This window comes from Gelidibacter sp. (assembly GCF_053579655.1).
Genome location: NZ_JBMDWE010000041.1, coordinates 17,505 through 31,939, shown reverse-complemented (window position 1 = coordinate 31,939; position 14,435 = coordinate 17,505). Strand labels below are relative to the sequence as shown.

The window sequence follows — 14,435 nt, the reverse complement described above, 5'->3', positions numbered from 1 at the left end:
ATCACGGGCGAAGGACTAAATGCTGAAAATTTCAGCTGGAGCGCAGCACATCTCATCATGTTATTACAAAACGACTAAATGAACTACGATAACTTAAAAATCTCAAATCAGGAAGCCGAAGAAATTCTGTTTAAGCTTTTCAACTTGAAAGGTCAAGCAACTGCACTTCCTGGAGAAGTAGATTTTAATTTTAGAATTAAAATCGCCAATTCTCAAGGTTATATCCTGAAAATTTCGCGTCACAATGAAAGCGAATCCTATCTGGATTTTCAACAAAAAATATTACAGTTTGTTGAAGCTCATGGAGAACATCTTATGGTGCCAAAGGTCATCGTGGATGGCGATGGAAACGCCATTTCTGAAATTATCGATGCTCATGGCCATAAACGTCATGTCCGATTATTGACTTGGATTTCTGGACGGGTTTGGAGTGGCGTTAATCCGCAGTTGGACGATTTGCGTTTTAGCCTGGGCGAACAATGTGGTTTATTAACCCAAGCGTTGCAAGGCTTTGATCATCCAGAAGCACATCGGGCCTTTGAATGGGATATCGCACAAGCACTTTGGACAAAACCACATGTTGGTTTGTTTGATACGGACGAAAAAGAAATCATTGCATATTTTCAAAGTCAATTTGAGAAATCTCAAGAAAGCTATGCGCAGTTAAGAAAAGCCGTCGTTCATAATGATGGCAATGACAATAATGTTATTGTGACCTCCGATTTGATTCATCCAAAAGTTCAGGCAGTTATCGATTATGGAGATGCCATTCACACGCAAATTATCAATGATCTCGCCGTGGCTTGTGCCTATGCGATCATGGATCATAACGACCCGTTGGAAGCTGCTTTGTCCATCGTAAAAGGCTATCATTCTAAATTTGAATTGCAGGAAGAAGAGTTGCTGCATCTGTATCATGCCATTGCCATGCGATTGGTTATTTCGGTCACGAAATCTGCTTTAAATAAAATAAAGGAGCCTGATAATGCCTATTTGTTAATCAGCGAAAAACCGGCTTGGGAAGTCCTTAAGAAATGGCGACAGATAAGCTCTGATTTTGCCCATAATAGTTTTAGAAATGCGTGTGGCTTTGAAGCGCATCCTTATCAAAAATCATTTAAGGACTGGGCTGAAAAACAAAAATTCAAACTTGAAGACCTGTTTCCAACAATTCAAAAGGAAGACCTAGCGCACTTAGATTTAAGTGTGTCCAGCAAATGGATTGGACATCAAAAGGAGTTTGACGATTTAGATCTCTTTGAGTTTAAAATCAATCAACTTCAAAAGCAAGTTCCCAATAAAGTCATCGCTGGCGGTTATTTAGAACCACGTGCTATTTACACCTCCAATGCTTATGGTAAAACAGGTAATTCTGGTAAAGAAAATAGAACCATTCATTTAGGAATTGATTTTTGGTTGCCAAGTGATACACCTGTTCATGCCTTGCTGGATGGCGAAGTGGTGGTTGCTGTAAACAATGCCGGAAATAAAGAATACGGCGGATTTGTAATCTTAAAACATGCGACTGCTGGTTTGGAATTTTACACGCTTTATGGTCACTTATCGGTGGCGACTACTACCAAACACAAGGTTGGCGACTTTATACAAAAAGGGGGACTCGTAGGAGAATTAGGAAACTCAACTGAAAATGGTAATTGGGTGCCGCATCTTCATTTTCAAGTGCTATTGTCGCTTTTAAATTTTGAAAATGACTTTCCTGGCGTTGCTTATTATAACCAAATAGAGGTTTGGCAAAGTATCTGTCCAGATCCCAATTTATTATTTAAATCAGAAGGACTTTATAATTCCATTGAAGTTTCAAATCAAGAATTAATCAACTATCGCAAACAGCATTTAGGCAAAAGTTTAAGCCTGCAATATAAAGTGCCTATTAAAATGGTTCGTGGTGCTGGACAGTATCTCATGGATCAATTTGGTAAAATGTATTTGGACACCGTAAATAACGTCGCGCATGTGGGGCATGAACATTATGAGGTCGTCAAGGCAGGTCAAGAGCAAATGGCTTTGATCAATACCAATTCACGCTATCTGCACGACAATATTAATGATTTGGCCAAAGAGCTTCTTGAAACCTTGCCAGCAGAATTAAGCGTGTTGCATTTTGTGAATTCAGGCAGTGAAGCGAATGAGTTGGCCATCCGAATGGTCAAAGCGGCCACTGGCCAACGCGATATTATTGCAAGCGAAGTCGGCTATCACGGCAATAGCAATATGTGTATCGATATCAGTTCCTATAAGTTTGATGGAAAGGGTGGAAGCGGCGCGCCCGAACATACTCATATTTTCCCTTTACCGGATGCGTATCGCGGTAAATATAGAGGCGACGCTGCCGGGAAAAAATACGCTGAAGAAGTCCAAAAACAAATCGATGTCGTTCACGAAAAGGGTCGCGGCGTCGGTGCCTTCATAATCGAGCCGATTATCAGTTGTGGTGGACAAATAGAATTACCACAGGGGTTTTTAGCAAAAGCCTATAGCTTAATCAGAGCTGCTGGCGGCCTTTGTATTTCCGACGAAGTCCAAACAGGCTGCGGCAGAATGGGCGAAACGTTTTGGGGTTTTCAATTGCACGATGTCGTCCCTGATATTGTAACTATTGGTAAACCATTGGGGAATGGTCATCCATTGGCTGCGGTAGCTTGTACAAAAGAGGTTGCGGAAAAGTTTGCCAATGGCATGGAGTATTTCAACACTTTTGGAGGGAATCCCGTATCCTGTGCGATTGGCACTGAAGTGATTCGCACCGTAAAGAGAGAAAAACTACAAGAAAATGCCCTAAAAGTCGGCACGTTCTTGAAAACCGAACTCAATAAGTTGGCTGAGGAATTTCCGATAATCGGCGATGTTCGTGGACAAGGCTTATTTCTGGGTATTGAGTTGGTGGATGCGGCTATAAATCCATTGGCAGCACAAACCGATTACTTGGCCAATCGAATGAAAGACCACGGTATTTTGATGAGTACTGATGGCCCAGATCATAATGTGTTGAAAATTAAACCACCCATTGTTTTTTCTAATGAAAACGCAGTAGAGTTAATTTTTTATCTAAGAAAAATATTTGCTGAAGATTTCATGCAACTTTAAAATAATTATTATGAGATTAAGATTACTAACTATTATCCCTGTATTGTTCGTCATGGGGTGTAAAACGGCGCCACTTTCAGAAGTGCCAGAACAAACCTTTCATTATAATCACGAAATATTCGAAGACCATAAACTCGCCCCTCGCGCGACGTATTTCGGATTTGAAAATGCCGATCTAAAAGAAAAGGAACAGTCAAAACGGTTCATGAGTTTGAATGGTCCCTGGAAATTTAATTGGGTTAAGGATCCAAAACAACGACTTACAACCTTTCATAACATCGATTATGATGATTCTGATTGGAAAACCATTCCTGTGCCTGCCAATTGGGAAGTGGAAGGGTATGACCATCCTATTTATCTGGACGAGCGTTATCCGTTTACCACAGAATGGCCCGATGCGCCAAACGATTATAATCCGGTCGGGACTTATAGAAAAGAAATTACTTTAGATAAAGACTTTTTGTCTGAAGACGTCATCTTGCATTTCGCGGGCGCAAAATCTGCCATGTATCTATACTTAAATGGCGAGTATATTGGTTATTCTCAAGGTAGTAAAACACCGGCCGAATTTAATATTACCAAGTATTTAAAGGCAGGGAAAAATATATTAGCCTTACAAATGTTCCGTTGGAGCGATGCCAGTTATCTGGAAAGTCAAGATTTTTTACGCATGAGCGGAATCGAACGCGAAGTGTATTTATATACGCAACCCAAAGTTTCCGTTTCAGATTATTACGCATATACCAATTTGGACGACAACTATCAAAACGGAATTTTCAGAAACACTGTTTCAGTGGTTAATCATTCGGATGCTGCGGTCAAAAGAAAAGTTTCTGTTGAGGTTTTTGACGGTCAAACTTCAAAATATAAGGATGCTGAAGTTTTAAATATTTTTCCGAAGGAGAGTGTTCAATTGGTTTCTGAACGTATCCTTGAAAATGTCAGACAATGGTCGGCAGAACAACCTAATCTCTATACTTTGAAAATAGTTTTAGAAGACGAAGCCAATCCTAAAAATAATCAATACATCACACGGAAATTAGGTTTCAAAAGTGTTGAAATCAAAAATGCTCAAGTTTTAATTAATGGAAAAGCCATTTATATCCGCGGCGTAAATCGTCATGAAACCGATCCTTTTTCAGGGCATGTCGTGTCAAAAGAATCGATGGAAAAGGACATTCAGCTCATGAAACAAAATAATATTAATGCCGTGCGTTCGTCACATTATCCCAACGATCCGTATTGGTTGGAGTTGTGCGATACCTATGGTTTGTATGTGGTGGATGAAGCTAATATTGAAAGCCATCCCTTGGCCATTGATGAAAAAACGCAATTGGGTAACACCATGAGTTGGTTGCCAGCTCACGAAATGCGTACGCAACGCATGTATTATCGCGACCGGAATCATCCGTCCATTTATTCCTGGTCCTTAGGAAACGAAGCGGGCAGAGGCGAGATTTTCAGAACCACTTATAAATGGTTAAAAGCACATGACGACAATCGCATTGTGCAATACGAACCGGCAGGAAAAGAAGATTATACCGATCTGTATTGCCCTATGTATCCGAAGCCGGAATATTTAATCAATCACGGCAAGTCCAATTCTGACAAACCTTCCATCATGATTGAATATGCCCATGCCATGGGGAATTCAGTGGGGAATTTGCAAGATTACTGGGATATTATTGAAACCTATCCTAATCTTCAAGGCGGTTATATTTGGGATTGGGTAGATCAGGCTTTGGAGTATAAAGATGAAAATGGGAATCCATATTTGGCGTATGGTCATGATTACCATCCCGATTTGCCAACCGACGGGAATTTCCTAAATAACGGTCTGATAGATCCGTATCGCAATCCGCATCCGCATTTAACCGAAGTGAAAAAAGTGTATGAACCAGTGCAATTTCACTATTTAGGGAATGGCGTTGTAGAAATTATAAACAAGAATTTCTTTGTGGATTTTTCAGATAAAACCATGTCCTGGAAAATTTTAAAGGACGGCAAAGAAGTCTTCCAAGGCCAGAATATTGCCCTCGACGTCAATCCGCAAGAGACCAAAAAGATGACCTTGGAAAACTTTCCGAAGGCTCTGTCTTCTGGAGCTGAATATATCCTTCAAGTGAGTTTGATTCAAAAAGAAGATAAAAATCTAGTTCCTAAAGGACATGAAGTAGGTTGGGACGAATTTGTACTTCAGAAAGGCCAATTTGGCAGCACAGCTTCTTCTGATGGAGAGCCTGTTCAGGTAGTTGAAGGCAAAGATTTTTATACCATAAAAAACGAAGTTTTTGACTTTAATATCGATGCAAAGTCTGGCGAAATACAATCATGGACGCATCAAGGGAAACTCATTACCAATGAAGCCATTCGTCCTAACTTTTGGCGTGCACCAACCGATAATGATTTAGGAAATAATATGTTTAAATGGGCGAAAGTCTGGCAAGATGCGACCTACAATTATACTTCAAAGCTCGTTGAAAATCCAAGACAAGTTAAAGACGGTATCACTTATAAAGTGGCGTATGGCTTGCCCAACAATGAGGCCAACGTCATAATTAAATACACCGTCAAAACCGATGGAAGCCTAAACGTTGCTTATAGCTTTAAACCCAATCAAAAAGACCTTCCAAATCTGCCACGTTTAGGAATGTACATGACCTTGCCAAAAGACTTTACAGACATTTCTTGGTACGGAAAAGGCGAAACAGAAAGTTATTGGGATCGAAAAACAGGTGTAAAAACGGGAGTGTATTCCGGAAAAGTCGTTGACCATTTCGAGCGGTATCTGCGTCCACAAGAAACTGGGAATAAAACCGACGTGCGTTGGGTAAAGGTGTCTTCCGACAATTTGAATTTAAAAGCATCCAGCAACATTCTGCTCAATACCAGTGTGTGGCCATTTGCGATGTCAGAAATTGATTTTAACAGTGATGATGCGAGTGAATCAGCTTCTGGATTGGTGCCTGTGACTTCAAAACATGGCGCAGACATTAAAATTGGAGAAATTGTAACTTGGAACATTGATTACCTGCAAATGGGCGTTGGCGGCGATACCTCATGGGGACGATTAGTGCATCCTGAATATACCATTCCGGCGAATAAGGTTTACGAATATTCATTTGAGATTAAACCTTATAATTAATTTTTAATAAACTCTAGCTGGGGAGAAAGTAAAGGGCTTTGGCCAAACCGTCCTTAGGATTGTGGTTTGGGCTAAAGCCCTTTGTTGTTATGCGTATTAATGCCCCGAGCTGAAGTTTGGGGTTATTTATTAGTGATCCTTGGCAATTAATAAGTTAGGAGTTTCAAGACGCGAATTTGAGATGAACAAGATGAATTTGCAGTGGAAGAGGAATTTTTAATATTGTGATAACATCCTTTTTTTAAGTTGGTCAAATTCATCTTCTGATAGTATTCCCTTTACTTTAAGATCATGGAGTTTTGTTAATTCGTCGGCAATAGATGATTTCGGGTTTTGACGACCATCAATTGTGCCTGCAAACTGTAGCGCTTGTTCTTGTATTTGTGATTGTCTATACTGATCTTGACATTTTGTTATCGTGTCTTTTAATAGTCTTGGTTTCTCAACCATCTTGTGGGTGGTTGAGCCCATTTCAGCGGCAGTTTGAATTTGAACATCGCCGTAACCAAAAACGCGTCCAATGAAGGGTTGATGGTATGAAACATTGTTTATTTTGTCTAATGGACTTTCTTTTGAATTTACCGAAAACACGCCGTATTCATCAATGATTCTTAAATTCGTTACAACCCAAATATTAGTTTGTCGGTCCATAAATTTGTAAGTGAACCATATGATCGTCAATGCAGTTCCAATATGACAAAATATGCCGTATGCTGTTTTAAAAGTTATCAAGGAGAGGGTTAAAAAGAGTAAAAACCAAATAAGCGGTTCAATTAATGTAAACCAATGTTTTCTTAAGGTCAAAACGACTTTTTCTTTTGTTTTAATTTCTGTTCTCATTTTGTTTTTAAATTGCCAATAATGTTTAAAGGTACTAGAAGTTGTGAGTTTTATTTGCGAACAATACAAATAGTCTCAGACCAATGGTTTATACAGTTTATTGGCAAATCGTTATTTTACCTTTGAAGAGTTAAATTCAGTTTTGCTCCTAATGCGTTGAAAATTCTCATTACCGTTTCAAAAGTTACATTTCCAGTACTATTTTCAAGTCTAGATATTTGTGCTTTTTTTACTCGAAGCTAGCGCTCGTTTGCAACGAGTGCCCATAAAGATTTATTTCTTTGGTAACAAGTTGTATATTAGTCATATGATTAGGAAGTATAAATTCCATAACAAGGCAGGTCTTTATTTTGTCTCGTTTGCAACCGTGTATTGGCTGGACATATTTACAAGACAAGTCTATTTTAATGTATTGGCAAACAGTATCAGTTATTGTAGGTCGCACAAAGGTATGGAACTTTACGCTTATTGTTTTATGCCGAGTCATGTCCATATGGTTTTTCGTTCTGCGAATGAAAAGCCTATGGAATTATTAAGGGATTTCAAGAAACATACATCTAAAAGGATTGTTGAGGCAATAGCAAGCAATTCGCAAGAGAGTAGAAAGGAATGGTTGCTATGGATGTTGGAACGCGCGGGAAAGAAATCTGCCAACGTATCTCAATTTCAACTTTGGCAACATCATAACCACCCCATCGAACTTTGGACTGACAAAGTCATCAAGCAAAAGATTAACTACATTCATAATAATCCGGTGGTGATTGGATTGGTAACAGACCCTTTACACTATAAATACTCAAGCGCACGGAATTTTCAGGACGATCATACGGTGCTTGAAATTGATGACCCTGGTTTTATGGGTTGATGTTCGTTGAGTTATTATGTCTGACTTATTTGATATTGCGCTTTTTGCAAGCTAGCCGATGCCTATTTGGTAACTTTTGGAAATATATGGCTTAAAATAATACATCACTGGTTGTAGATGAGCCGAGTTCTATTTTGTATCCTTTGCAAACGTATGTCTTATATAATACGCTAGCGCCCGTTTTCAACGGGTGCCCACAAAGAACTTCATGTTGCAAACAAGTTCTATGTCAGTTGCATGAGCAACAAAAGCAAATTTTATAATAAAGTAGGCTCCTGTTTTTGTGGTTTGTGGCCGTATGTCATATTGGATACGGCACTCGTTACAAACGAGCGCTAGCCGGAGATTGGATTGGTAACAGATCCTATACACTATAAATACTTTGTTGGCGCTAGCTTGAAAGGCGTCCTCACGAAAATTGTTAATCATATTCAACCCGATTCTAAAATTAATATCTAGCTTTGCACTTTATTTTAGAAAAGGTTGCCTACTTCGGTAGGCATTAAATGGGAATCTGGTGTAAATCCAGAACTGTCCCGCAGCTGTAAGCTTTTTGATGAAGCCCAATAATGGTCACTGTCTTTTAAGATGGGAAGGCCGGGTGGATAAAGCAAGTCAGAATACCTGCCATTTCTTGTAATTCTATAAGGCTTTCGGGGATTGAAGCTTGGATTGGTTTTATAAACGCTTCGGTACTTTCGAAGTCGTTTACCTTTCTTGTGATTCCTCGTCGGCGCAATGTCATTATGAGGACCTATTTAAGCCCTATTAAAATATTATTTCTTGGAATGCTCTTGTGTCCGACACTGCTTTGGTCTCAAAAGCGCGATACTTTGGTTCCTATTGAACTGCAAGAAATATTGTTAAATCACGACAAAAATCGCTTCGAATCTCATACCTCGCCAGCGCCAGTCCAATCACTTTCGGGAGCGCAACTTAAAAAACTCAATAGCTTGAGTGTGGCCGATGCGTTGCGGTATTTCAGCGGCATTCAACTCAAGGATTACGGCGGCATTGGCGGTATCAAAACGGTAAATGTCCGCAGTATGGGCTCCCAACATACGGGCGTATTTTTTGACGGTATTCAATTGGGGAATGCGCAAAACGGGCAGGTCGATCTCGGGAAGTTTTCGCTGGACAATATGGAGAAGGTCAGTCTTTATCAAGGCCAGCACAGTGAAATGCAACAATCGGCAAAATCCTATGCTTCGGCAAATACCATTTATCTGCAAACAAAAACGCCGAAATTTGAACCCGGCGAAACCTATCAATTAGCAGTAGGTGTCCGGTCCGGTTCCTTCGGACTTTTTAATCCGTCCATCAATCTCAATTACAAAATCAACAATGCTCTTTCAGCCCGCGTCAGTACCGAGCTGGTCAGCGCTCATGGTCGCTATAAATTTCAATATTCCAACGGGGTTTACGATACCACGGCGGTACGAAATAATGCTGATATCAGGTCGTATCGTGTGGAAGCGTCGGTACATGGCCAACACAAAAACCAAGACACTTGGAACGTGAAATATTACCATTACAATTCGGAAAGAGGTTTGCCAGGAGCTATTGTGGCGAACCGATTTGCGCGTCCGCAACGGTTGTGGGATCGGAATGATTTTCTGCAGGCCGATTATAAACATCAATTTAGTGAGAGATACAGCGTGAAAGTCCGCGGTAAATACGGCGTCGATTATTCGCGGTATCTGGATCCTGAGATTGTCACGACCAGCGGATTTCTGGAAAACACTTATGACCAGCAAGAGTATTATTTATCCTTGGTGCATACCTATAAAGCCAAGTCGTATTGGACCTTGAGTTTGGCGACCGATGTTCAGCAGAATGTCATGCAAGCCAATTTGTATCGGTTTGCCTATCCAAAGAGAAATACCTTATTAAATGTTCTGGCGTCCGATTTGACTTTTGATAGGTTCACGATCCAAACGAGTATTTTAAGTACAGGCATCTATGAATCTGTGAAATATTATGAAGCGGCAGATGATTTTCAGGAATTTTCGCCAACGCTTCTTTTTAATGTGCAGCCTTTTGCTTCGCCCGATTTAAGACTTCGTGGTTTTTATAAAAAGATGTTCAGAATGCCGTCGTTCAATGATTTGTATTACACTTTTGTGGGAAATACGTTTTTAAATCCTGAGTATTCCGAACAAGTCAATTTGGGTTTTTCTTGGCAGAATGAAATCTGGAATACGGTTTTTAATGTGACTAGTGATATTTACAAAATCTGGATTACCGATAAAATTGTGGCCATTCCGGGCACCAATCTTTTTAGATGGACGATGTATAATCTTGGGGAAGTTGAGACCAATGGCATCGAAACCAATATGACTACTTCGGGGAAAATCGGTCCTGAATTTAATTACACAACAATTCTTACCTATACGTTTCAAGAATCCTTAGATGTGACGCCCGGCGGCAACAGTTTTGGCCAACAAATTCCGTACGTTCCCAAGCATAGTGGTGGTTTGAGTTTGATGCTAGATTATAAAGCCATCTCCCTTAATTACAGTTTTATCTATACGGGCGAACGTTATAGCCAAAAGGCCAATATCGCTTCCAATTATCTGCAACCATGGTACACGCATGATATGTCGATCAATTATGCGCTTCCTTTTTCAGGGAAAAATCCTTTAAAGTTAGGCTTGGAAGTCAATAATTTATTCGACCAGCAATACGCCGTCATTAAGAATTTCCCAATGCCCGGAAGATCCTTTCGGCTGAACCTCAATTATGAATTCTAATTAAAAAAAGTATGAAAAAGCTCAGTTTATTACTAATGATTTTCTTCGGCATGTACGCGTGCCAGACCGATGACCCTGCTATTGAAGATGACGTTCAAAATCCTGGAGGCCAAACCCCAACCGCAGTTAAAGGTTTTTACCTCCTCAATGAAGGCAATATGGCGATGAATAAAGCCTCGCTGGATTATATGGATTATGAAACAGGCGAATACAAAGGCAGTGTATTCAGTAAGGCCAATCCAGAACTCGTGGGTGGATTGGGAGACGTTGGAAACGCCATGGGCATCTATGGTTCAAAACTATACGTAGTGGTTAATGGTTCCAATAAAGTGGAGGTGCTTGATGCCGATACGGGAAAACGGATTAAACAAATTGACATCGATAATCCTCGGTACCTCACATTTTATAAAGGAAAAGCGTATTTAAGTAGCTACTTGGGAGGCGTAGGAAATGCCAGCAATCCCAACGGCATCGTGGCCGAAATTGATACCACCAGCTTGAAGATTACGCGTCGCGTTGAAGTAGGGCGTCAGCCTGAAGAATTGGTGGCGTATAATGATAAAATTTACGTGGCAAACTCGGGCGGCTATAGTCCTCCAAATTATGAATCGACCATTTCAGTTATTGATGTCAATGCGTTTACGGAAACCAAGCGGATAGAAGTGGCTATAAATCTGCATCGTCTAAAAATCGATAGTGAAGGTGACTTATATGTGACTTCAAGAGGCGATTATTATGAGACGCCTTCCAGGTTGTTGGTGGTCGATACCAAAACAGAAACTGTGAAAAAAAGCTTTGATATCGGCGTCAGCAATTTGACCATTCATAAGGATATCGCTTATATGTATAATTCAGAGTTTAGCTATATCACTGGCAATTATGAGATTTCATACCTCATGCTGGACACTAAAACCGAAACCTTGTTGGATAAAACCTTTATTTCCGATAAAGACAAAAGCCTGATTGAAATGCCCTACGGAATTGCAGTCCATCCTGAAACCGATGAGGTGTTGATCACAGATGCCAAAGATTATGTAACGCCTGGCAACCTCTACTGTTTTACGCCAGACGGAGCACTGAAATGGTCAGTCCAAACAGGCGATATTCCCGCACATATTACTTTCAAATACGAATAATTTAAACCTTAAATAATGAATACAATGAAAACCAATTACAAACAATTACTTGTTGCCTTTTTTGGCCTCGCCCTACTAGTTACGTCCTGCTCAAATGATGATGACGCCGTTGCGGTTTTAGAACCACAAATAGCGATGTCCAAATCAGAAAAGGAACTTCAGATTGCTGTTGGAGATCTTTTAGAATTTGCAGCAGTCAATCAAAACAACTCCGAATATACTGAAAAATGGACCTTAGGGGATAGTATCGTGGCCACTGCTGATACGTATGTTTTTGAGCCTACAAATTCAGGAACCTATGTGTTGTCTTATGAAGCTTCTAACGAAACAGGCATCTTTACTTATAAATACACAATCACTGTGGACGCTAAATTAAGACCGATTACTGATGACAGTAATGCGTATGTAACGCAGCTTTTAGAATATTATCCAGCACCTGGGCAGTTTATAAATAAGAATCCGGGGAATTTGGCAAGTGCTGAAAGTCTTATCGGAAAACGTGGTTCAGTAACCTTGGGAGCCTGGGGAGGTTTTGTAAGTTATGCTTTTGATCATACCGTGATCAATCGTGAAGGGGAAAATGATTTTATCATTTACGGAAATGCATCGGCCACTTTTGCTGAGCCTGGTGTTGTTTATGTGATGCAGGATGATAATGGCAATGGATTGCCAGATGATACCTGGTATGAAATTAAAGGAAGTGCACATACTCTGGAAGGAACTTATAGAGATTATAAAGTGATTTACTTTAGACCAGAAAAGATAGAAGACAATATCGCATGGGAAGATAATAAAGGGAATACGGGGTTTGTCTTGAAAAATGCATTTCATAAACAAGCCTATTATCCAGAATGGATTACGGCAAATTCTTATACTGTTTCTGGAACATTGTTATCAGATAGTAATATCGACAGGAGTAATGCTTCAATGATTACCAGTGCACCATTTAAGTACGGTTATGCTGATAATACGTCTGGTGGAGACAAAATTAATATTGCAGATGCGATTGATAAAGACGGAAAACCGGTCGGTTTAAGCGGTATTGATTTCGTAAAGATCCAAACAGGAATTCAAGCTGATATGGGCTGGTTAGGCGAAATGTCAACGGAAGTTGCTGGTGTGGCCGACTTAAGTTTATTAAAGTAAAAGCATGACGAACTTATTTGCGAATATCTAACAGACAATTTCATCAATTTTAAAAAGATGATCAAGCACTTCTAATTTTTTTAGAAGTGCTTTTTTGTTTCATAGTTCCTGAGGTCATAAAAAATAATCGTCAGCTTTTCTCAATTTCCGTAAGCATAAGAAGCGTCGTCGGACTTCCATAATTAATCAATTTGTCTATAAATTGCTGTAGATGCAATTGATCACGCAGTACCACCCGAATATGAATGTTATACGGCTCAGTGATTCGAAAAGCTTCCTGAACTTCGGGATAACTGTGGATTTCTGATAATATATATTTGAGCTTTCCATCAAAAATCTTAACAAGAATGAAGACCTCCAATCCATTGCCCAATTGCGCTTGGTCCAATTTGACCGTATACGATTTAATAACTCCCAAATCTTCTAACTTCTGAACACGTTCCCGAACCGACGAGGGCGAAAGCGCAACGGTTCTTCCAATTTCCGCAAAGGACGCTCTTGCGTTTAATTTTAAGAGCTTGATGATTTGACGGTCTACATCACTTACCATAGATTCAATTGTTTTAGGACTAAAAATACATCATTTATGCGGTTAAATGTAATTCTTGCCTATTAATCGATTGTGAGTTGCGGCGTTTATCTGATAATTTTGTATGAATTAATATTCAGTTTTAATATGTCAGTAGAAGTGTTCTTAATTCTCGCTTTGGGGATATTTATAGGATTTTATGTGCAAACCGTTATTGGGTTTGCGGGATCTTTATTGGCGCTTCCTATTTTGCTTTTTAAAATGGAACTCCCTGATGCCATTGCTTATATCTCTATATTCTATTTGTTTTCAAGCGTGTTTCTAATCTCCAAAGAATGGCAAAATATCGATAAGAAAATTATCCTTCAATTGGCGCTGACCTCTGTGATTGGCGTTATTTTGGGAATTGCGGTGCTGACCTTTGCAAAACCATTGGTCTTAAAACGAGGTTTGGGCGTATTTATATTGCTCTATGTAGCCTATATATCTTTTGGTAAAAAGAGGATTGTGCTTAATAAAGGTGGCGTCATAAGCTTTGGGGTTATGGCAGGTTTCTTTTCAGGCTTATTCTCCACTGGCGGTCCGCTTTACGTGATGTGCGTTGAAAATACCGTTAAAAATATCAATGCGTTGCGAGCGACCATGATTGGTGTTTTAGGATTGGTAACCATAACCCGCGTGCCAGCGCTAGCTGTAAGTGGGCTATTAAATTTGAGTCATTTGAAAGTGGCGCTTTTTATCTTACCGGTATTTCTTTTAGCCCAGTTTTTGGGAAAGAAAACCTTTAAAAAGATCGATGAGAAATTCTTCAAAAAAGCCTTAATGTTTCTTTTGTGTGTTTCGGGGATGATTATGCTATTCTAAACGATCTTGAGAGTTGCGCAAACAGATTTCTTTTTCTGCATGAATAATTCCT

Annotated in this window: 9 protein-coding genes and 1 riboswitch; of the genes, 7 read left to right on the top strand and 2 right to left on the bottom strand. The window is 39.7% G+C overall.

The genetic code is table 11. From position 1 onward, the window contains the following. Positions 1-78 precede the first annotated feature (78 nt). A complete protein-coding gene (locus ACOH2D_RS16015; protein ID WP_449535858.1) occupies positions 79-3,105 on the top strand; it encodes an aminotransferase class III-fold pyridoxal phosphate-dependent enzyme in 3,027 nt (1,008 codons plus the stop codon). A 10-nt stretch (positions 3,106-3,115) separates the two neighbouring features. Next, entirely contained in the window at positions 3,116-6,250 is a 3,135-nt protein-coding gene (gene lacZ, locus ACOH2D_RS16010; protein ID WP_449535857.1) for a beta-galactosidase, LacZ type, read from the top strand. Between the two features lie 216 nt (positions 6,251-6,466). Here lacZ and ACOH2D_RS16005 read toward each other — a convergent pair whose 3' ends face one another. After that, the gene (locus tag ACOH2D_RS16005) at positions 6,467-7,090 is read right to left on the bottom strand and encodes a PH domain-containing protein (RefSeq protein WP_348037076.1); all 624 of its coding nucleotides are present in this window, start codon (positions 7,088-7,090) and stop codon (positions 6,467-6,469) included. Between the two features lie 307 nt (positions 7,091-7,397). On the opposite strand from ACOH2D_RS16005, the gene ACOH2D_RS16000 reads away from it, so the two are divergent. The 4 genes from ACOH2D_RS16000 to ACOH2D_RS15985 all read left to right on the top strand — a co-directional run bounded on the left by ACOH2D_RS16000 (position 7,398) and on the right by ACOH2D_RS15985 (position 12,990). Then, on the top strand, positions 7,398-7,955 hold the full coding sequence (locus tag ACOH2D_RS16000; protein WP_449535856.1) for an REP-associated tyrosine transposase: 558 nt from the start codon (positions 7,398-7,400) through the stop codon (positions 7,953-7,955). Positions 7,956-8,418: 463 nt separating this feature from the next. Next, a riboswitch (cobalamin riboswitch) is annotated at positions 8,419-8,601 on the top strand. A gap of 142 nt (positions 8,602-8,743) precedes the next feature. Then, on the top strand, positions 8,744-10,708 hold the full coding sequence (locus ACOH2D_RS15995) for a TonB-dependent receptor (protein ID WP_348035289.1): 1,965 nt from the start codon (positions 8,744-8,746) through the stop codon (positions 10,706-10,708). Positions 10,709-10,719: 11 nt separating this feature from the next. Further along, a complete protein-coding gene (locus ACOH2D_RS15990; RefSeq protein WP_449535855.1) occupies positions 10,720-11,844 on the top strand; it encodes a YncE family protein in 1,125 nt (374 codons plus the stop codon). Between the two features lie 15 nt (positions 11,845-11,859). After that, positions 11,860-12,990 (top strand): hypothetical protein, encoded by a 1,131-nt coding sequence (locus ACOH2D_RS15985; protein WP_449535854.1) that lies wholly within the window; start codon positions 11,860-11,862, stop codon positions 12,988-12,990. 130 nt (positions 12,991-13,120) lie between these two features. Here ACOH2D_RS15985 and ACOH2D_RS15980 read toward each other — a convergent pair whose 3' ends face one another. Then, on the bottom strand, positions 13,121-13,540 hold the full coding sequence (locus tag ACOH2D_RS15980) for an Lrp/AsnC family transcriptional regulator (protein WP_449535853.1): 420 nt from the start codon (positions 13,538-13,540) through the stop codon (positions 13,121-13,123). Positions 13,541-13,666: 126 nt separating this feature from the next. On the opposite strand from ACOH2D_RS15980, the gene ACOH2D_RS15975 reads away from it, so the two are divergent. Then, a complete protein-coding gene (locus ACOH2D_RS15975; protein WP_449535852.1) occupies positions 13,667-14,383 on the top strand; it encodes a sulfite exporter TauE/SafE family protein in 717 nt (238 codons plus the stop codon). Positions 14,384-14,435 lie beyond the last annotated feature (52 nt).

Excerpts from the sequence above, each read along its gene's own strand:
- ACOH2D_RS16015 (WP_449535858.1), top strand. The coding sequence starts at position 79 with ATGAACTACGATAACTTAAAAATCTCAAATCAGGAAGCCGAAGAAATT.
- lacZ (WP_449535857.1), top strand. The coding sequence starts at position 3,116 with ATGAGATTAAGATTACTAACTATTATCCCTGTATTGTTCGTCATGGGG.
- ACOH2D_RS16005 (WP_348037076.1), bottom strand. The coding sequence starts at position 7,090 with ATGAGAACAGAAATTAAAACAAAAGAAAAAGTCGTTTTGACCTTAAGA.
- ACOH2D_RS16000 (WP_449535856.1), top strand. The coding sequence starts at position 7,398 with ATGATTAGGAAGTATAAATTCCATAACAAGGCAGGTCTTTATTTTGTC.
- ACOH2D_RS15995 (WP_348035289.1), top strand. The coding sequence starts at position 8,744 with ATGCTCTTGTGTCCGACACTGCTTTGGTCTCAAAAGCGCGATACTTTG.
- ACOH2D_RS15990 (WP_449535855.1), top strand. The coding sequence starts at position 10,720 with ATGAAAAAGCTCAGTTTATTACTAATGATTTTCTTCGGCATGTACGCG.
- ACOH2D_RS15985 (WP_449535854.1), top strand. The coding sequence starts at position 11,860 with ATGAATACAATGAAAACCAATTACAAACAATTACTTGTTGCCTTTTTT.
- ACOH2D_RS15980 (WP_449535853.1), bottom strand. The coding sequence starts at position 13,540 with ATGGTAAGTGATGTAGACCGTCAAATCATCAAGCTCTTAAAATTAAAC.
- ACOH2D_RS15975 (WP_449535852.1), top strand. The coding sequence starts at position 13,667 with ATGTCAGTAGAAGTGTTCTTAATTCTCGCTTTGGGGATATTTATAGGA.